Below are 19,776 nucleotides of genomic sequence, written 5' to 3'. Positions count from 1 at the left end.
GCCTCTAGCTCACCCTGGGCTATTACTCTTCCGGTGCATCGGGGAAGGCCTGCTGGGTGTAACCACCGCGCAAGGTTCCCTCCAGATAAGCGGTCTTGCAGGCGCGCCGGGCGATCTTGCCGCTGGAGGTGCGCGGGATCGAGCCCGCGGGAACCAGAAGCACGTCGCGCACGGTGACGCCGTGGCGCTGCGAGACGGCCGCGCGCACCGCGTCGGCGATCGGCAGCGGATCGGCCTTGCCCGCGCCAGGGCCGCGCTCGGCGACGATGACGAGCTGCTCGGAGGCGTCGTCGGCGTCGAACGTCTTCAGGCCGGAGTGGCTGCCCTGCTCGAACACCTCGGGCGGCAGCTGGTTGGCGGGCACCGAGAACGCGGCGACGAAGCCGGGGCGCAGCGCCTTGCTCGCTTCCTGCGCCGAGTACTCGAGGTCCTGCGGGTAGTGGTTGCGGCCGTCCACGATCACCAGGTCCTTGACTCGACCGGTGATGTAGAGCTCGCCTTCGAAGTACACGCCGTAGTCGCCGGTGCGCATCCAGTTGCCGTCGGCCGCGGCGCCCTCGGCGTGGCTGCCCTCGGCAAGCCGCTCGGTGACCTTGTTCTGGAAGGTCTTCGCGGTCTCGTCGGGACGGCCCCAGTAGCCGATGCCCATGTTGTTGCCGTGCAACCAGATCTCGCCGACCCGGCCGTCGGGCAGCTCGTGGCCGCCGCCGTCGTTCTCCACGGTCTCCGGGTCGACGATCACGGCCCACTGCGACTTCGCCACGTAACCGCAGGACACCTGCGCGATGGCGTTCTCCGCGTTCTGGTCGACCTTCACCATCCGACCGGCGTTGAGCTCGTTGCGGTCGACGTAGACGACCTTGGCCTCGTCCTCGGCCTTGGTCGCGGAGACGAACAGGGTCGCCTCGGCCATGCCGTAGCAGGGCTTGATGGCGGTCTTGGGCAGACCGTACGGCGCGAAGGCCTCGTTGAACTTCTTCATCGAGGAGGTGGTGACCGGCTCGCTGCCGTTGATCAGACCGATGACGTTCGACAGGTCCAGCGACTCGCCCGGCTTCGGCAGACCGCGCGCCGCGGCGTGCTCGAACGCGAAGTTCGGTGCGGCGGCGAAGGTCCCGGCGCCGTCGGAGACCGCGGCGAGTTCCTTGATCCAGCGGTACGGGCGGCGCACGAACGCGCTCGGCGACATGATGGTGATGTACTTGCCGCCCACCGCGGGCAGGATCACCGTCAGCAGGCCCATGTCGTGGAACAGCGGCAGCCAGGTGACGCCGCGCGAGTTCCAGTCCAGGTTGATGGAGTGGACCATCTGCAGCAGGTTGGTGCCGACGGCGCGGTGGGTGATCTCCACACCGGCCGGAACCCGGGTCGACCCCGAGGTGTACTGCAGGTAGGCGATGTCGTCGATCTTGATGTCCGGGCGGACCCAGGTGTCGCCGACGCTGTCCGGGATCGCGTCGACCGCGATGATGCGCGGGCGCTGCGCCGCGGGTAGCGCGCGGAAGAACTGACGCACCCCGGCCGCGGAGGAGCTCGCGGTCAGGATGGCCGAGGGCTCACAGTCGCCGAGCACCGCGTGCAGGCGGTCGGTGTGACCTGGCTCGTCCGGGTCGAACAGCGGCACCGAGATGGTGCCCGCGTAGATGGCGGCGAAGAAGGAGACCACGTAGTCGAGGCCCTGCGGAGCAAGGATCGCAACCCGGTCGCCCGGCTTGGTCACCTGCTGCAGACGGGCGGCCACCGCGCGCAGCCGAACACCGAATTGCTGCCACGTCAGCTCGTGTACCTCGCCATCGCGTTCCCGCGAGTAGTCGATGTAGCGGTACGCGAGCGTGTTCGCGTCGTTGCGGGTGTGCTTCTCGACGTGATCAACCAGGGTGTGATCCTCGGGAATACGGATGTTCCCGGTTTCGTCCAGGTAGTCGTCGAAAGTCTCTTCCATTCCTTCTTCTCCTCCGAGGCACACGCAGCAAGACGGCGGCCCCGCCGCCTGTTACCTGTGAGGCCCCGACTCGCTTTCGCCCGCGGGTGCTCGTCGTCCTAGCGCCGAACCTGCAGATTTTCACGCGGTCTGCGCGGTGACCGCTATCGGCTAAATGTTCTCAAACCAGAGTCATGTTACAGAGAAGGCCGGGTCACTCATCCCGCAGCAGGGGGATAACCGGCGCGAACGCGTCCATCTGGGTGGGGAACACCCCGACATACGACATCGAGGTGAGTTGCCGCACACGACGGATCTGTTCGGCGATCTCCTCGAACGTCCCGATCGCCACGTACGGCGAATTCAGGATGTCCTCGACCGAGAGCTTGGTGTCGACCTCGAGATCGGGGTGCAGGCCGCGTTCGATGGCCGTCAGCGCCATTTCGGCGGTCTTCTCCCGATCGTCGGTGATGACGATCGCGGTGATGGCCCAGTTCAATTCGATCTGATCGAACCGCTCGCCGGCGGCCTCCTTGATCAGATTCACCTTCTCGATGGTCTTCTCCAAGGTGATACCGGAGAGCAGACCCTTGCCGTTCTTGGTGGTGACCGGAACGACGGAGATGATGTCGGCGTGCTTGGCGGCCAGGCGCAGCATCTTCGGTCCGCCGCCGCCGGTGCAGATCGGCGGGCGCGGACCCTGCCGCGGACGCGGGGTGCCCTTGATGCCGTTGACCTGGTAGTACTTGCCCTCGAAGGTGCACTCCTGACCGCGCAGCAGCACGTCCAGGATGGTCAGCGCCTCGTCCAGCTTGGCGAGACGCACACCCGGGGAGTCGTACACCAGACCCGCGGCCTGGTACTCGTCCTGCTTCCAGCCCGCGCCGAGACCCACCTCGAGGCGGCCCTTCGACAGCACGTCGATGGTGGCCAGATCCTTGGCGAGCACCACGGGGTGGCGGAAGCCGTTGGCCAGCACCGACGTACCGAGACGGATCTTCTCGGTGGCCTGGGTCAGTGCGCCGAGCGCGGCGATCGGACCGATCTGGTCACCGAGGTGATCCGGCACGACGAAGGTGTCGTAGCCGTACTCCTCGGCCTGCTGCGCCGTCTGAACGAACTTGCGGGCGCCGCCCTCCTGCTTGTTTCCCTCGCCCGCAGCCGCGAAGCGAAAAGGACGCAACGGGGTGCCCAATGCGGTCAGCTCACCGGCCGTGGCGGCGGCTTGTGTCATGAACTCATGCTCCTGGCTGTAAGGAAAATGCGGCGCGACTCGCGCCCCTGATACTCGGGGGTAGTCGCGATCATCAGCGCACTTTACAACGTTGCGACGAACTCCCGTACGGTTGCTGCGGCAGCGGCTGGCCGAACACACGACGACGTCGGCGTGGTTTGTGCCATCTCACGAATGTGGGGGCCGAGGGGCGCCCTCGATCAGACCGCTCGCCCAGCTCGCCGTCCACTGGGTCGCCGTGGTGCCGTTGCCATCCACCACGTATCCGTTGTACAAGGCGTGCACCGGATTTCCGACCGCGCGCACCAACGCGAGCACGCTGGGAATCCAGTTCACCGGATTCAGCGCCTGCGGCGGCGAGTCGCAGATCATGTCGCCCGGTGCGCAGATCGTGTAGGTGCGGTCGGCGAGTGCGCCGAAACCGTCGCGCGGACCCGTCATCGTGATGCCTGGCACCTTCAGGCCCGCCAGCGCGACCTCCGCGCCGACGCCGGGCGGCGGCGTGCCGATCGGAATGGCGCGTCCCTGGCCGGTGTCGAGGGTGCGTCGGCCGTCGGCGATCAGCGTCACGCCGAGCACCCGGTCGGCGGGAACCGGACCCTTGCCCGCGCCGATCTGCGCGGCCACGTCGCCCGCGATCACCGCGCCCTGGGAGAACCCGGCGATCACATAGGTCGTCAAGGGGCATTCACGGGACCGCTCGGTCATCATGTCGACCATCCGCTGGGTGCCCTCGGAACGGCTGTTGTTGTAGGACTCCTGGCCGTCCGGCGGGATGGCGATCGGGTTCGAGAACTGCGCGACGTACGGCACGGTGTAGACGTCGACGCGCTCGTCGGGGAACTGCTGCTGAATCGGCCCGGAGATGTTGAGCATCAGCGACAGCGGGTTGGCCGCCGGGTTGTGCGGGTCGTCGTTGCTGTTCGACTCCCAGGTGCCCGGCACCGAGATCATCTGTACGTCCGGGCAGGTGGCGGGCTGCGAGACGGGTGGCTTCGGCGGTTCGGGGCCAGGCTCTGGCACCCGCAGCCGTCCGGCGAGCAGGAACCACAGCAGGATCACCACGACGACGATCAACGCGATGACCGCCAGCGCTATCAGGCACCCCACCGGCCGAAGCCGGCGGGGTCTCGAACCGCGCGCGTTCACTGGCAGTAGTTCTGCTTGGCCGTCTGAATGTAGATCTGACCGGCCTGCTCGACCGGCATCTTGGCCGGGTCGAAGGACGGGTCGGAACCGGCCATCGCGTTGACGAACGTGGTCAGGTCCTGCTCGGACGCGCCCGCGGCGACACCCTGGCAGACGTAGCTACCGATGCTCAGCGCGATGTCCGGGCTGGACGGGGTGATGCCCTGCGCCTTCAGCGCGTCGAGGAACTTGCGGTCCTTCTCGGTGAGGTTGGAGGTGTCGGCGGGCGGCACCTCGTTCGTCGGCACCGGCTCCGGGCGCTCCGGCGCGACGGTCTCGGCGGGCGGCGGTGCCTGCTCGGGCGCGGGAGCCGGGGTGGTCTCGTGGCCTTCGTGGCCGCTTTCTGCCGGGCTGGTCGGCGCTGCGGCCTGCGCCGACGTCGTCGTGGTCGGCTTCAGCGTCGGCGTGCTCGTCGCGGTCGAGTCGTTGTCACCGCAGGCGCTGAGCAGGCCGGTCGCGGCGATCGCCACGGCGACGCCGAGTACCTTTCCTCGGGTCCGATGCATGTATTTCTGTCCTCGATCTATTGGGCAAGGGGGATCGGTCGCCCCCAGGGTAATGGCAACGACGGGCCTGGCGACGTCAGTCAGCCAACAGACCGGTCGGAATCAAAGGCCGTGAACCTCCGATTTGCCGTTCACCACCGTGATGAACCCGGCCTGGAAGTTCTGCCGCACGCCGCCGGGAATCGCGAACTCGTCGCTGATCGGGTACCCGAGTTTGCCGTTCTCGAAGCCGGCGCTCTGCCAGGCGTCCATCATCGGCCCGTTGCGCACCGCCCAGGCTCCGGAGAGCGGACTCCAATAGATGTTGCCGCCCTCGAATCGGCTGTAGCGACCGAGATCCTTGAGCGGAAGTTCTTCCGCCGCAGGGAAACCGAGCCAGCTGTTCTCGAATCCCAGCTGGGCGTATTTGCCGAGGATCAGCCCGTGCACCCGGTGCACGCCGGTCTTGGCGCTGTAATAGAACGGGCCGCCTTCGAAGGCCTGCACGGCGCCGTCCTTGTTCGGCGTCTTGATCTCCGGCGCGATCGGATAGCCCGCCGGTCCGCGTTCGAAGCCTTGCGCGCCCCATTCGTCGAGGATCGCGCCTCGCACCACTTGTGCTCCGGTCTGTGGCGTCCAATACAGCGAGCCGTGCTGGAACGGCTGGAACCGGCCGCGACCGTCGGGCAGCGCGCGTTCGCCGCCGGTGGGCAGGCCGAGCGGGCCCGCGGGTCCGTGCGCGGCCTGGTAGCCGCCGCCGATCATGCCGCCGACCGCGTGCGCGCCGCTCTCCGGCGAATGGAAGACCCGGCCGCCATGGAAGTCCTGCGCGACGCCGCCCGCCACCTGGTACTCCCCGGTGAGGCATTCGCCGAGCCAGCCGTTGGCGGCCACCGCGGCGCCGAGCGTCTCGGCGGGCGCGCAGGCGGGCTTGTCGGATTCCACCCCGAGCGCTGCCGCCGCCTGAGTCCAGGACTGGCGCATCTCGAAGTCCCAGTACGGCCACGAGTGAGTGCCCGAGGGCCGGTAGTTGACCTGCGCCGGAATGGACAACTCGGCCAGCTTGGTGACGAAGTTCTGCGAGGTCAGCCGGGACAGGATCTCCAGGCCCATGCCCGCGTAGTTGGTGCTCACGCCGGGAATGCCGGAGGCCTGATCGAACGGCCCGGTGGCGCCGCTGCCGCTGGAGACGTAGATGCTTGTGCCCTTCAACCGGTCGGCGAGCACGTACGGGTCGTGGTTCTCCCACTCCGGACTGGTCGGCGGACCCCACATGGCGGCCGAGTCGAAGCCGCCCGCGTCGCGCATGGCGAACTCGATGGCCTGCGGCATGCCGAGCGTGGTCGTGGTGAGGAAGCCCGAGTACGAGGCGGCGTACCTGACGAAACCGGGGTTGCGCCCGGCGAGGAACATGGCCGCCGTACCGCCCATCGAAAGGCCCGCCATGCCACGCACCGCCGTGGCCCGCCACTGGCTCTCCAGCAGCGGCGGCAATTCCTTGGTCAGGAAGGTCTCCCACTTGTAGTTCTTGCCGTTGTTCGGCTGCAACCAGTCGGAGTAGAAGCTGGACTGGCCGCCGACCGGCAACACCACGGTGACGTTCTTGTCGGCGTAGAAGCCCGCGGCGCCCGCGTCCTTGGTCCAGCCGCTCTCGTCCTCGGTCGCGCGCAGGCCGTCGAGCATGAACAGCACGGGGAACCTGGCGTCCGGCCGGGAGTTCCAGTCCCTGGCCAGCAGCAACTGCACCTGCACCGGCGTGCCCATCGACGGCGAGTGCACCCACAGCGCCACCCGGCGGTCACCGAGCCAGACCACGTTCTGCGTGGTGGCCTCGGCGAGGGCGGCCGCGGGCTGGGCGGCGACGGGCGCGGTCAGCGGGGTGATGCCCGCGGCGAGAGGTAGCACCAGGACGGTGGCGAGCAGAGCGAAACGGCCACGCGTCGTGCGTCCGCCGCGGCGTCGACCTCTCCTCCATTTACCACACGCAACTCCAGCCACATGAGTTTTGTACTCCGGCAAACCTCCAGTTTCCGGGAGACTCGCCCGTAGCGAACCGATGTGTTTTCGCGCGGTCGACGGCGTGTCGGGGCCGGGAAAACGACGACGCCGCCGCTTCGCGAGGAAGCGACGGCGTCGTGCGGTTGTTCAGTGCGCGGTGATCACCAGGCGCCGGTGGCGTCCAGGATGCCCTTGCGCGAGTTCCACAGCTGGCCCTCCCAGTACTTCCAGGAGTGGGTGCCCGCGGCCGGGAAGTCGAAGAAGGCCGGGATGCCGAGCGAGTTCAGGCGGACCTGGAACGCGCGGGTGTTGACCAGCGACAGAGCCTCGAGCGCCATCGCGTTACCGGTGTTGAACAGGCCGACCGGCGAGGCGGGCCGGTCGAACTGACCGGGCAGACCCGACGCCGCCGAGATGTACATCGGCAGGCCCTTCAGCTGCGGCGCGAACACGAACGGGTCCATGCGCAGCCACTGCGGGCTCCACGGCGCGGCCATCGAGTCGACGTTGTAGCGGCCCGCGTCGAGCATCGCGATGCGGATCGCCTCGCGCATGCCCGGCGCCGAGATGTTCAGGTAGCCGGAGTAGGAGGCGGCGAACTTGAACTGGTCGCGGTGGTAGGCGGCCAGCGCCAGCGCGGCGCTACCGCCCATGGACAGGCCGATGACCGCGTTGTTGGTCTTGGAGACGCCGTAGCCCGCGAGGAAGTTCGGCAGCTCGTTGGTCAGGAAGCTTTCCCACTTGTAGGTGGTCTTCTGACCGTTGGTGTTGCTCGGCGCGTACCAGTCGGTGTAGAAGCTCGACTGACCGCCGACCGGCATCACCAGGGTGATGTTGTCGTTCTTGAACTGGTCCATCGCGTTGGTCTCGAACGACCACGCGTTGCGGTCGTCGCGAGCGCGCAGGCCGTCGAGCATGTACAGCGCCGCGTTGCCGCCGCGCGATGCCCACTGCACCTGAACCTTGATCGGACCCATCTGCGACGGGACCATCAACTCCTCGTAACCACCGGCCGGCGCGCGCAGCGCCGGGGCGTGCACGGGAGCGGCTGTGGCGACGGTCGGGGAAGCCAGTCCTGCGGCGATCGGCAGCGCTAGCGCAGCGGCACCGACAGCCAGAATTCGATTACGCCAACCACGAGGTGCGCCTCGCCGACCCGACTTGACACTCTTCGGCGCGGCGGCCCTGCCGAAACGCATGAATCCTGCTCACTTTCTGCTGTTGCGGTGCCGCCGCGCCGAAACGGCGGGACGACACCCGTGCTGCCAACGAGACGCGCGTCACACCGATACCGGTTCCCGACATTCCGGCATCAATCGACGGCGCTACAACGATATGGTCACACTTACGCTCGCAGGAGGATATTCGACGTCCGAATCCTTAGCAAGGCTGCGGTCGACCGGGTGGCCGAAATCCGCCCGCGCACAATCTGTGATCGTGCGGTGACCCTACCGCGTCTCAGCAGTGATGTCGTCCCCGAAGGGTCATTTTGTTACGTCATCCAAGATGGGCGCTCATATCGGGCAGCATCGCGAGCACCTGGTCCTGCCAGTAATGCCAGTTGTGCACGCCGACCGCCGGGTAGTTGTAGATCGCGTTCCCGCCGCCGAGGGTGTCCATCCTGGCCTGGAACGCACGCGTGTTGGCGAGCGCGAGCGTCTCCAATGCCATGGCGTTGCCGAGGTGATAGACGTCGATCGGCGCGTTGATCACGTCACGCGGTCCGTTCTGGCCGCTGCCCGCGGAGATCCAGAGCCGCGTCCCGTTCTGCCGCAACAATTGCGCGAACATGAACGGGTCGTGGCGCAGCCAGCGCGGGTCCCACGGCGGGCCCCACATGGCGTCGATGTTGAAACCGCCCGCGTCGAGCAGCGCGAGCCGCAAAGCCTCGCGCATGCCGGGCGCCGAAATGTTCAGATATCCCGAATACGAACCCGCGTAACGGAATTGATCGGGGTGATAGGCGGCCAGCGCGAGCGCGGCGCTGCCACCCATGGACAGGCCGAACACGCCGTTGCCGTTCGGATTGAAACCGAGCCGGTCGCGCAGCGCCCAGCGCAGATTCTCGGTCAGGAACGTTTCCCAGGCGTAGGTGACCGCTTGGCCGTTGGTGTTGCTCGGCGCGATCCAGTCCGAATAGAAGCTGGACTGACCGCCGACCGGCATCACGACGTTGATGTTCCACTGCGTGAGGATCCGGGAGATGTCGGTGTCGATCTCCCAGCCGCTCAGGTCGTTGCGCGCGCGCAGGCCGTCCAGTGCGTAGACGACGCGATTGGTGTTGCCGTCGGCCGCGCGGAAGATGCGCGACTTGATCGGGCCCATGCTGGAATCGACCCAGAAATCGAAACCGGCCGGATTGAAGGCCGCCGTGGCCGGTGCCGTCAGCCCGGCGGACGCGGCGCCGAACGGTACCGCGAGCGCGAGCGCGAGACCGGCGACCGAACGCCGCAACCACCGCCGCGGGGAACGTCCCCCGGCAACCCTCCAGCTCATGCCTGCGCCTCGCTGACGCTCGGCTCCGGCATGCGCGAGGCGCGCTGGCAAATGATTCGCTCACTGCGTTCGCTCATGCCCGCACCTCGCCCGCGCTCAGCGGCGCCATGTGCGGTGCGCGCCGGACCATGATTCGCTCACTGCGTTCGCTCAACCCGTCAACTCGCATCGACCAGACCTTTCGCCCGCGCGGTCTCCATCGACCGCAACCGTCGTGCATGAGGATCGCCACTGGTGCCGAGAACCGGACTAGCACGGGTTTCGGCGGTACTGCTGTTCCGAAGCGGTACTGCTCTTCTATATGTGCATATTCGAAGCAAACAGCCGAGGGACGCGCCCGTATATCGGATCGTGATCAAAACCGGATGGCGGCCGGTTCCGGCCCCGGTGGGCGTCTCCTCATATAGGGGGTCGGTGTCGCTCGTTCACCAGCGATCGTTCAGCCAACGCGAAAGACCGCCCGGAGCCCTGGCGGCCCCGAGCGGTCCTCGGTGGTGCGTCAGCCGATATTCGCGGACAGGTCAGGAAGCATGCGGGTCGCCTCGTCGGCCCAGTTGTTCCAGGCGTGAATGCCGTAGGCCGGGAAGGAGTACACGGCGTTGCCGCCGCCCAACGTCGCCATGCGCACCTGGAAGGCCCTGGTGTTGGCGAGCGCGAGCGCCTCGAGCCCCATGCCGTTGAGGGTGTTGAAGCTCGGCGGATCGGTGGCAGCGGGCAGGCCGCTCGCCGCGGCGATCCAGAGGCGGGTGCCGTTGCGAATCAGATTGGGCGCGAACACGAACGGATCCATCCGCAGCCACTGCTGGCCCCACGGCGGCGCCATCGAGTCGACGTTGTAACCGCCCGCGTCGAGCATGGCGATGCGGATCGCCTCGCGCATGCCGGGCGCGGAGATGTTCAGGTAGCCGGAATAGGAACCGGCGAAGCTGAATTGGTCCGGGTGGTAGGCCGCCAGGGTCAGCGCGGCGCTGCCGCCCATCGAAAGGCCGAAGACGCCATTGCGATTCGGGTTGAAACCGAGCCGGTCGCGCAGCGCCCAGCGCAGGTTCTCGGTCAGGAAGGTCTCCCACTGGTACCGGTAGCTCTTACCTGGACCGCCCGCGAGGATGTTCATCGCGCCGGAGCCGGAGCTGGAGCCGGAACCCGCGGGGATGCCGAGGAGTTCGCTCGGCGCGTTCCAGTCCGCGTAGAAGCTGGACATGCCGCCGACCGGCATCACGACGTTGATGTTCCAGCTGGCCAGGAGCGCGGGGATATTCGTCTCGATCTCCCAGCCGTTGAGCGTCTCGGGAGCGCGCATGCCGTCGAGGACGTAGACGACGCGGTTGGTGTTGCCGTCCGCGGCGCGCAGGACGCGGGACTTGATCGGGCCCATGCCCGAATCGACCCAGAAGTCGAAGGCCGCCGGGTTGAACGCCGCCGAGGCCGTCGCTCCGGTGCCCGCGACGGAAACTCCCAGCGGCGCCAACATCGCGACCGCTACGCCGAGCGCCCACTTGCGCATCCACGATCCGGACGAATGGCGACGGTGTTTCCCACGGGCAGTACGCATTCGACTCGACCTTTCCTCGACAACCGGGGGAGGCAAACAGCAAGCAACTCGACCGGCCCCCTGATCGGGCACGAAGATCACGCATCCGCGCTGAAAACGGACCTTTCGACCTCTGTGCATGTTCTATGGGTATCGATCGGCAACGAATGCTTCTATGTTGCTGGAAAGTGATCCAGCCCACAAGGATTCGCGGGTTTCCCGCTGAGGATTCGTTGTCGACCCCCATTACGGATGCCCGGCGCGGCGTACGAAAAACCGCCCGGCGCGGGGCGCGCCGGGCGGTTTCGGGTCGAGCCTGGAATCAGCCGATGTGGGCCGAGAGGTCCGGAATCATCCGGTAGACCTCGGACTCCCAGTTGCGCCAGTTGTGGATACCGACGGGCGGGAAGCTGTAGGTGACGTTGTTGGCGCCGAGCGTCATCATCCGCACCTGGAAGGCCCTGGTGTTGACCAGCGCGAGCGCTTCCAGCGGCACGCCTTGGACGACGTCCATCGGCGAGTGCACGTCACCCGCGGCGGGCAGGCCACTGCCTGCGGCGATCCACAGGCGGGTGTTGTTGGCCTTGAGCTGCGGCGCGAACACGAACGGGTCCATGCGCAGCCACTGCGGGCCCCACGGCGGCGCCATCGCGTCGATGTTGTAGCCACCGGCGCTCAGCATCGCGACGCGCAGCGCCTCCCGCATGCCCGGCGCGGAGATGTTCAGGTAGCCGGAGTAGGAACCGGCGAAGCTGAACTGATCCGGGTGGTAGGCCGAGAGCGTCAGCGCGGCGGAGCCGCCCATCGACAGGCCGAACACGCCGTTGCGGTTCGGGCTGAAACCGAGCCGGTCGCGCAGCGCCCAGCGCAGGTTCTGGGTCAGGAAGGTCTCCCACTTGTAGGTGCTGACCTTGCCGACGGTCTCGTTCCAGCCGGACGAGCCGGTCATCGAGGAACCCGAGGACGAGCCGGAGGGGCCCGAGCCGGTCGGGATGCCGAGGAAGGTGCTCGGCGCGTTCCAGTCCGCGTAGAAGCTGGACGGGCCGCCGACCGGCATGACCACGTTGATGTTCCACTTGGTCAGCTCGCGGGCGACCTCGGTGTCGATCTCCCAGCCGCTCAGGTCACCGCGGGCGCGCATGCCGTCCAGCGCGTAGACAACGCGGTTGGTGTTGCCGTCGGCCGCGCGGAAGATGCGCGACTTGATCGGCCCCATGCTGGAGTCGACCCAGAAGTCGAAGCCCTCCGGGTTGAACGCCGCGGACGCGGTGGCGCCCTGGCCTGCCACCGACGCCCCGAGCGGTAGCACGACTGCCATCGACACCAAGACCGACTTCTTGAGCCATCCACCGGCTCTTCGAGCACGCAGGCGACCAGCCTGCGCGCTGCGCCCCATCACGCCTCGCATTATTTTTTTAGGCCTTTCGCTACATGCGACCGGAGACGGCCGCGCCTCGACGGAGACCGCCGGTCCCTGTCCACGTCGAGTGGACACCCCGGCGGGCGTACCGGGAGAGCCTAACCCGCCATCGATGCAAGGGCGTTATCAAAAAGAGATAAAGCGGCGTACACCACGTTTATCCGAACTTCACTGGAAACCACTGGGCCCACGGTGATCCGTGGGCCCAGTGTGACTCCAGAGGTTCAGTTCGGCGGCTGCTGCGGGAAGGGGTCGACGAGCCCGCAGCGCTGGATCTCGTACTTCGGCACCCGCTCGATCCGGTACTTCGCGAACGACAGCGCGTTGCGCAGGTTGTGCCGGAAACGCTCGAAGGTCAGCGGATCGCGAGAGGAGATCAGCAGGGCCTGCGTCTCCGGGCAGGACATGGCCGTGCGCGCCTGGGTGACCCACTTCTCGTCCAGGTACCAGGGCATCCACGGCTTCTTGTCGACCATGCCCGCGTCCACGACGACCCAGTCCGGGTACAGGCTCTTGTCGTGGCCGATGCGGCCGTCGACCAGCCGATCGGTGTGCGCGGCGAGCGGATACGCCAGACCCATCTGGTCGATGACGCGCACGTCGAGCGGGACGTTCATGCTGGTCATGCCCAGATTCAGGAAGTACACCGTGTGGCCTGCGCCGCCATCGGGGATGGGCTGCGGCGGGGGCGCGATGTACCAGAACATGAACGAGGGCGAGTTCAGCAGCAGGCCGCCGTTGGGCGTCTCCTGGATGTTGTTCACCATGGCCCGGATGCGCGGGTAGTCGAGGTAGTCCTCGGCCCGGATCGGGTGGTCGTGGCCGGTGTTGAGCACGTAGTAGACGCGCTCGTCGACGATGCCGGACGAGCTGATCTTGGTGCCGGTCTTGATGGCCGTGGTACCCGAGGCGAACAGCGCCCAGCCCAGTGTGCCGAGCCAGGCGATCAGGATCACCGCGAACGACCAGTTCACCGCGCGCAGGCCGCCTTCGGGCAGCCGCAGCGGAATCACCGCGACCGGCAGCAACAGCAGGAACAGCTGCGGGAGCAGCATGCGGCCGTGCATGAAGTCGCCGCCGACGCGCAGCGCGTAGATCGTCAGCAGGAAACCGCTGACCAGCACCAGGGTGACCACCGCGGCGGGCGAGCGCAGCCACGCGCTGAACCGGCGCAGGCGCCCCTCCGTCGCGGCGGGCTTGGCACCGGCCGTTGCCGACCGAGCCGCGACGACGCCGAGAACCAGCAGCACGAGCAGCGGAATCCACAGGTAGTACGGTCCGACCAGATCCCACAGGTAGGTGAAGCCCTGGCTCCACTTCGCGCCGCCCGCGTCCTTCGCGACGGCGGTGTTCGGGTAGGGCAGGCCGTAGTAGCCCATCCGCCAGATCTGGTAGCCCAGCGGCACCAGGCCCGCCACGCCGACGATGACCGCGCGCAGCACGATCGGGCGGAAGCGGGTCTCCGGCAGCGGAGCGAAGAAGATCATCAGCAGCGCCAGCGCGCCGACGAGCGTCATCTCCGGACGGATCAGCGGGGCGAGTCCGGCGAAGAACACCAGACCGAACAACCCGGCGAGGCGCACCCGCTCGGCCTGCGCCCAGCGCAGCATCAGCCACCACAGCGCGCCGAGCCAGCAGATGACGAGTCCGCTCTCCAGACCGGAGGTGGCGTAGTCGCGAGCAGGCGGCACCGCGATGTAGACGAGCACGCCCGCGGGCAACAGCAGCGCCGACTTGGTGCCGCCCCACAGCCGAGCCGTGCCGAGCATGGCGAACACCATGGCGGCCACCGACAGCGTCAGCGCGATGCCGAGCACCACGTACTCGAGCCGCGCCTGGGTCAGCCAGCTGAAGAACCACACGATGTAGGTCCACGCCGTGCTGGTGTTGGTCTCGACCCGCTCGTCCATGTTGAACACCGGGCCGTTGCCCGCGAGCAGGTTGCGCACGGTGCGCAGCACGATCAGACCGTCGTCGGCGATCCAGCGACGCTGCCAGCCGCCGATCGTGAAAAGCGCCGCGGTGAGCGCGATCCCACCGACGAACGTGGCTCGGGATAGGCGCTGGAACGACGAGACGGACCGCGCCTGCGCGTTGGCAGTGCGTTCCGCCTCGTCTTCAGTTCGCTCCGCTCCCTCTACCAACATCTCGTCAGGTGAGATAGACAGCGACACCTACCGCTCCGATCCAGGCGATTGCGAGGAACTGGAGGACGCGATCCCCCAGCGCGATCTCTTCGGGTTCTCCGGCCTCGCCACCGTCGACGTCGACCGCGTAACGCAGGATTGCGATGGTAAACGGAATCATCGAGATCGCGAACCAGGTGGTGTCGTTGTCCCGATCCTGCTCGAAGGCCCACAGACCGTAGAAGACAACGACGGCGGTGGCCGCCAGCGTCCAGATGAAACGCAGGTAGGTGGGCGTGTAGTACTCCAGCGACTTGCGGATCTTGGCGCCGGTGCCGAGCGCGATCTGCAGTTCGGCGTAGCGCTTGCCCGCCGCCATGAACAGCGAGCCGAACGCCATGATCAGCAGGAACCACTGCGAGAGCGGAATGGCCGCCGCCGCGCCGCCCGCGACGGCGCGCAGCAGGAAGCCGCTCGACACGATGCAGATGTCCAGCACCGCCTGGTGCTTGAGCCCGAAGCAGTAGGCCAGCTGGATGACGATGTAGACCGCCATCACCACGGCGAGCTGCCAGGCCGCCAGGAACGAGCCGACGATCGAGCCGACAAGCAGCACCGCGGAAAGGCCGTAGGCCAGGTTCACCGGGACGATGCCCGCGGCGATGGGCCGGAACCGCTTGGTCGGGTGGGCCCGGTCGGCCTCCACGTCCAGCGCGTCGTTGACCAGGTAGATGCCAGAGGCCGCCATGCAGAACACCACGAAGGCGACACCGACGTGGGCGAGCACGTCGATCTCGGTCACCGACCCCGCGGCGAGCGGGGCGGCGAGCACGAGGACGTTCTTAACCCACTGCCGCGGCCGGACGGCCTTGATCAAACCACCTGCCAGCGTCTTGGGCGGGCCCTTGACAACGGCCTCTGCCAGATCGGCGCCGGTCGGCTCTTCACTCATGTCAACCAAGGCCTTTTCTCGTGCGGTCACTGTGTCTGGTTGTGCGGCGCTCCCGGTGCCCTGCATGGTTACGCAAGCTACCGCCTCCGCGCCCGTCGCTCGCGCCGCGGCTCGAGCCTCTTTTCGGCGGCGAGCAGGGCGGCGGCGGACGCGGCACCGAGCGCGGATCCGGCGAGCACGTCGGAGGGATAGTGCACCCCGAGTACGACTCGGGAGAGCAACATCGGCGGTACGAGCACCGCAGGCAAGGGTAGCCCGGTGAGCCTGCCGAGCAACACCGCAGCCGCCGTGGTGGAGGTGGCGTGCGAGGAGGGGAAGCTCAGCTTGCTCGGCGTCCCCACGTTGACCTGCACCGACGGGTCGTTCGGGCGCGGACGCCGGACAACACGCTTGATCACGATGGAGGCCGCGTGCGCGCCGACCGCGCCCACCGCGACCCCGGCCCACTGCCGCCGCCGCGGCTTGTCGACCAACCAGCCGGCGGCCGCGATGCCGATCCAGCCGAGCGCGTGCTCGCCGAAGTGCGACATACCCCTTGCGGCCGAGACGACCGACGGATTCGCGCCGATACTCGCCTGCACGGCGTTGATGATCGCGACCTCCGGCGGCCGGGTGGCCGAATCCTGGAGGCTCGGGTTGATCGCACTCACTACTTGCTTCCGTTCTGATCGATACCGAAGGCGTTCTCCCAGGCCGCGGTGCTGGTGAGCCGCGGGTGCGCGGCACGGTAGCGCTGCTGCATTTCCGGGAAGCGGGCGGCGAGCTCCTTGCGCAGCCGCATGGCCTCCTTGAACAGGCCGAGGGCCTGGCGCGGATCGCGCTTGCGGTAGACGACGCCGCGGCCGTCGGCCGTGGTGACGGTGACGCCGTCGACCTGCGAGAGCAGGAACCAGCGCGCGTCCAGCGTCGGCACGTTCAGCTGCGGGGTCTTGTGGTGTTCGGTGTGCGCCGGGCGGAAGTTGTGCACCACGCCCTTGACCAGCCGGACGACCTTCGCGATCGGGTTCGGCGGCTCGCCCACCGCGCCGACGCCGATGTGGCTGGCCAGCGGCAACTCCGTCGAGGAGGGCAGGATGACCGCGTCCGGGTACTGCTTGCGCAGCTCGTGCACCGCGCCGAGCGCGCTCGGCAGCAGCTGGAACAACCGCTCCGGGCCCGCGAGGAAGTCGCGGATGGCGAGGTTCTGGATCGCGACCGTCGAGTACTCCAGGCAGAGCAGGTGCTTGAGGGTGGCCTTGACGGTGTTGACGATCATGCCGCGCCCGTCGCCCGGCATGTGCAGCGAGGCGACCACCAAGCGGTTGCGCAGGTGGAAGTACGCCTGCCAGTCGATGGCGTCGTCCTTGTCGCTCCACGCCATGTGCCAGACCGCCGCGCCGGGCAGGGTGACGGTCGGGTAGCCGGCGGCGCGGGCACGCAGGCCGTACTCGACGTCGTCCCACTTCAGGAACAGCGGCAGGGGCTGGCCGATCTCCTCGGCGACCTGGCGCGGGATCACGCAGGTCCACCAGCCGTTGAAGTCGACGTCGATGCGGCGGTGCAGCAGCTTGGAGTTGTCGCGGTCGCGCAGCGGGTACTTGGCGAAGTCGTGGTCGTATTCGACGTTGGGGGCGGCCGTCCACATGAAGATGCTGCGGTCGACCACCTCGCCCATGACGTGCAGGTGCGAGCGCTCCTGGAGGTTGAGCATCTGCCCGCCGACCAGCATCGGCGACTTGCTGAACCGGGAGAAGGCCAGCGCGCGCAGGATCGAGTCCGGCTCGATCTCGATGTCGTCGTCCATGTAGACGATGTACTGGGCGTCGGTGGTCTTCAGCGCCTCGTACATGACCCGGCTGTAGCCGCCGGAGCCACCGAGGTTGGGCTGGTCGTGGATGGCGAGCCGGTCGCCGAGCACCGCGGCGGCCTCCGCGAAACCGGGCTCGTCGACGACCTTCTTGGTGCCCTGGTCCGGGATGATGACGGCCTTGATCTTCTCGAGCACAAGCGGGTCGGAGCCGAGGGCGCCGAGGGTCTTCACCGCGTCGGTTGGCCGGTTGAAGGTGGGCATACCGACCGCGATGCTGCCGTCGCCCGGCGCATCGATCGGGGCGTACCAGCCGCCGGAGAGCAGCGTGACCGCCGTGTCGGTGGTGATGTCGAACCAGATCCAGCCGCCGTCCTCGAACGGGGCGAGATCGGTCTCGAACTCCACCGTCGTGGAGTCAGCGCCCGCGGCGACGGCGAACTCGCTGCCTTGCACGTGGATTCGCGAGCCGTCGGCCTTGGAGCGGTACATGTCGACCCGGCCGTGTCCGGCGAGCTCGAGTCGCAGCACCACCGAGGTCAGCACGCTCCAGCGGCGCCAGTAGCTGGCGGGCAGCGCGTTGAAGTAGGTGCAGAACGAGACCTCGGACTCCGCGCCGATGGACAGCGAGGTACGGGTCGTCGCGTGCGCGCGCTTGGCGTTGGTCGCCGATTCCTCCAGGTAGAGGGTGCGCACGTCGAGGGGCTCACCCGGCCTCGGCAGGATGATGCGCTGCAGCAGCGATTTCGCGCGGGTCTCGGTCGTCATCTCTTCCAACATCGGTGAGGAGGTCATTCGGCATCCACGAGCGGCGCGCCCGACTCCAGATGCGGTCGCAGCACATTGTCGAACATGCTCAGCGCGGAGCCGATGGCCATGTGCATGTCCAGGTACTGATAGGTGCCGAGGCGACCGCCGAAAAGCACCTTCGCCGACGCGGTTTCCTGCTTGGCGCGCTCGCGGTAGGCGAGCAGCTTGGCCCGGTCCTCCGGCGTGTTGATCGGGTAGTACGGCTCGTCGCCGGTCTGCGCGAAACGGGAGTACTCGCGCATGATCACCGTCTTGTCGGTGGGGTATTCGCGCTCGGGGTGGAAGTGGCGGGGCTCGATGATGCGGGTGAATGGCACGTCCGCGTCGTTGTAGTTCATCACCGAGGTGCCCTGGAAGTCACCGGTTTCGAGCACTTCGGTCTCGAAGTCGATGGTGCGCCAGCCGAGTTCGCCCTCGCTGTAGTCGAAGTAGCGGTCCAGCGGGCCGGTGTAGACCACCGGGGCGTCCGGGTTCTGCGCGCGCAGTTCGTCGCGGACCTCGAACCAGTCGGTGTTCAGCCGGACCTCGATGAGCTCGGAGGCGGCCATGTTCTCCAGCCACTTCGTGTACCCCTGCGCGGGCAGGCCCTCGAAGGTGTCGTTGAAGTAGCGGTTGTCGAAGTTGTAGCGCACCGGGAGGCGGGTGATGTTGCCCGCGGGCAGTTCCTTGGGATCGGTCTGCCACTGCTTGGCGGTGTAGTCGCGGACGAACGCCTCGTAGAGCGGGCGGCCGATCAGCGAGATGGCCTTCTCCTCGAGGTTCTGCGCGTCCTTGGTCTCCACCTCGGCGGCCTGCTCGGCGATCAGCGCCTTCGCCTCGTCCGGGGTGAAGTAGCGGCCGAAGAACTGCGAGATCAGGCCGAGGCCCATCGGGAACTGGTAGGCCTGTCCCTTGTGCATCGCGAAGACGCGGTGCTGGTAGCCGGTGAACTCGGTGAACTGCGTGACGTAGTCCCAGACCTTCTTGTTCGAGGTGTGGAACAGATGCGCACCGTACTTGTGGATCTCGATCCCGGTTTCCGGTTCCGGCTCCGAGTAGGCGTTGCCGCCGATGTGATAGCGGCGATCGAGCACTAGCACCCGTTTGCCGAGGACGTTGGCGGCGCGTTCGGCAATGGTCAGCCCGAAGAAGCCGGAGCCGACGACGATCAGATCGAACGGGGCGGAGGGGTTGGCGGAGTTACCGGGGGACGATGCGACGGTCACGGGAGCCCAGCGTATCGGAAGTCCGCGCGCGGTCCGGGGGGAAGGCGGGCCCCCGGCGGCGGCAACCGGAATTTCCCGCATTGTTCGCCGAAAAGGCTACGTCGCGGCCATCGAGGCGCTATTACAGTCCTGCGCGGTCCTCGGCGGCAGCGTCCTGATTCCCGCCACCGCCCACGCCGAGGAGGATTCCCTCGCCTCGACGCCGATCACCGACGCCGCGGCGCTGTGCGTCACCGGCGCTCCCACCTTCGATGATGTCGTCACCGCGGCGGCCACCGCCGTGCGCACGATGGTCCCGCCGGAGCAGGTCGCGGGCTACGACCGCCAGGTCGCCGATTTCCGCGCCACCCTGGCCGCCGTGCGGGTGCACCGCGACGGTCTGCCCAAGCACCCTGCCGAGGTGGGCGAGCGGCCCGAGTTCCTGGACGACCCGATCGTCACTTATCTCGTCAACGGGCTGGACGCGATACGCACCGGACGCGTCCACGAGACCATGTCGGTCGCCCACCTCACGGTGAACGACGCCATCGAGGTGTTCGTGCTCGCGACCAGGATCGTGAAGATCCCGGCGCAGCTGGCCGCCAGCTTGGTGCCCACCGCCGGTTCTTCCTGAAGCCGATCGTC

15 protein-coding genes are annotated in these 19,776 nt (G+C 67.6%); 1 reads left to right on the top strand and 14 read right to left on the bottom strand.

The window, feature by feature from the left end; all coding sequences use genetic code 11:
• Positions 1 to 22: 22 nt before the first annotated feature.
• The 14 genes from fadD32 to glf form a co-directional block, all read right to left on the bottom strand.
• Positions 23 to 1,942, bottom strand: coding sequence for a long-chain-fatty-acid--AMP ligase FadD32 (gene fadD32, locus NAM01S_RS17765; protein ID WP_067786617.1), 1,920 nt, complete (start codon positions 1,940 to 1,942; stop codon positions 23 to 25).
• Between the two features lie 193 nt (positions 1,943 to 2,135).
• A complete protein-coding gene (locus NAM01S_RS17760; protein WP_067786615.1) occupies positions 2,136 to 3,155 on the bottom strand; it encodes an LLM class F420-dependent oxidoreductase in 1,020 nt (339 codons plus the stop codon).
• A gap of 168 nt (positions 3,156 to 3,323) precedes the next feature.
• Entirely contained in the window at positions 3,324 to 4,310 is a 987-nt protein-coding gene (locus NAM01S_RS17755; RefSeq protein WP_084483031.1) for a cutinase family protein, read from the bottom strand.
• A complete protein-coding gene (locus tag NAM01S_RS17750; RefSeq protein ID WP_067786611.1) occupies positions 4,301 to 4,849 on the bottom strand; it encodes a DUF732 domain-containing protein in 549 nt (182 codons plus the stop codon). The genes NAM01S_RS17755 and NAM01S_RS17750 overlap by 10 nt, the downstream gene beginning before the upstream one ends.
• A 102-nt stretch (positions 4,850 to 4,951) precedes the next feature.
• Positions 4,952 to 6,826 carry an alpha/beta hydrolase-fold protein gene (locus NAM01S_RS17745; protein WP_084483030.1) on the bottom strand — a complete coding sequence of 625 codons (1,875 nt, stop codon included), beginning with the start codon at positions 6,824 to 6,826 and terminating at the stop codon, positions 4,952 to 4,954.
• Between the two features lie 161 nt (positions 6,827 to 6,987).
• The gene (locus NAM01S_RS17740) at positions 6,988 to 8,025 is read right to left on the bottom strand and encodes an alpha/beta hydrolase (RefSeq protein WP_253798913.1); all 1,038 of its coding nucleotides are present in this window, start codon (positions 8,023 to 8,025) and stop codon (positions 6,988 to 6,990) included.
• 298 nt (positions 8,026 to 8,323) lie between these two features.
• The gene (locus NAM01S_RS17735) at positions 8,324 to 9,322 is read right to left on the bottom strand and encodes an alpha/beta hydrolase (protein ID WP_084483029.1); all 999 of its coding nucleotides are present in this window, start codon (positions 9,320 to 9,322) and stop codon (positions 8,324 to 8,326) included.
• Between the two features lie 499 nt (positions 9,323 to 9,821).
• Positions 9,822 to 10,874: an alpha/beta hydrolase gene (locus NAM01S_RS17730; RefSeq protein WP_084483028.1), complete on the bottom strand. Its 1,053-nt coding sequence runs from the start codon at positions 10,872 to 10,874 to the stop codon at positions 9,822 to 9,824.
• Between the two features lie 301 nt (positions 10,875 to 11,175).
• Positions 11,176 to 12,249 (bottom strand): alpha/beta hydrolase, encoded by a 1,074-nt coding sequence (locus tag NAM01S_RS17725; RefSeq protein WP_067786605.1) that lies wholly within the window; start codon positions 12,247 to 12,249, stop codon positions 11,176 to 11,178.
• A gap of 248 nt (positions 12,250 to 12,497) precedes the next feature.
• On the bottom strand, positions 12,498 to 14,420 hold the full coding sequence (locus NAM01S_RS17720; RefSeq protein WP_372511677.1) for an arabinofuranosyltransferase AftB family protein: 1,923 nt from the start codon (positions 14,418 to 14,420) through the stop codon (positions 12,498 to 12,500).
• 4 nt (positions 14,421 to 14,424) lie between these two features.
• Entirely contained in the window at positions 14,425 to 15,351 is a 927-nt protein-coding gene (locus NAM01S_RS17715) for a decaprenyl-phosphate phosphoribosyltransferase (RefSeq protein ID WP_067786603.1), read from the bottom strand.
• A 77-nt stretch (positions 15,352 to 15,428) separates the two neighbouring features.
• Complete coding sequence (locus NAM01S_RS17710) at positions 15,429 to 15,992, bottom strand: phosphatase PAP2 family protein (RefSeq protein ID WP_067786709.1); 564 nt, start codon at positions 15,990 to 15,992, stop codon at positions 15,429 to 15,431.
• 8 nt (positions 15,993 to 16,000) lie between these two features.
• The gene (locus NAM01S_RS17705) at positions 16,001 to 17,932 is read right to left on the bottom strand and encodes a glycosyltransferase (RefSeq protein ID WP_067786601.1); all 1,932 of its coding nucleotides are present in this window, start codon (positions 17,930 to 17,932) and stop codon (positions 16,001 to 16,003) included.
• Positions 17,929 to 19,152 carry a UDP-galactopyranose mutase gene (gene glf, locus NAM01S_RS17700; protein WP_067786599.1) on the bottom strand — a complete coding sequence of 408 codons (1,224 nt, stop codon included), beginning with the start codon at positions 19,150 to 19,152 and terminating at the stop codon, positions 17,929 to 17,931. The genes NAM01S_RS17705 and glf overlap by 4 nt, the downstream gene beginning before the upstream one ends.
• Between glf and NAM01S_RS36625 the strand changes: the two genes are divergently transcribed.
• Positions 19,118 to 19,765, top strand: coding sequence for a hypothetical protein (locus NAM01S_RS36625; RefSeq protein WP_253798915.1), 648 nt, complete (start codon positions 19,118 to 19,120; stop codon positions 19,763 to 19,765). The two genes, glf and NAM01S_RS36625, sit on opposite strands and share 35 nt — an antisense overlap.
• The last annotated feature ends 11 nt before the right edge of the window (positions 19,766 to 19,776 follow it).

Origin of the sequence: Nocardia amikacinitolerans NBRC 108937 (genome assembly GCF_001612615.1) — a bacterium.
GTDB classification, from domain to species: domain Bacteria; phylum Actinomycetota; class Actinomycetes; order Mycobacteriales; family Mycobacteriaceae; genus Nocardia; species Nocardia amikacinitolerans.
This window is presented reverse-complemented; position numbering and strand designations above follow the sequence as displayed.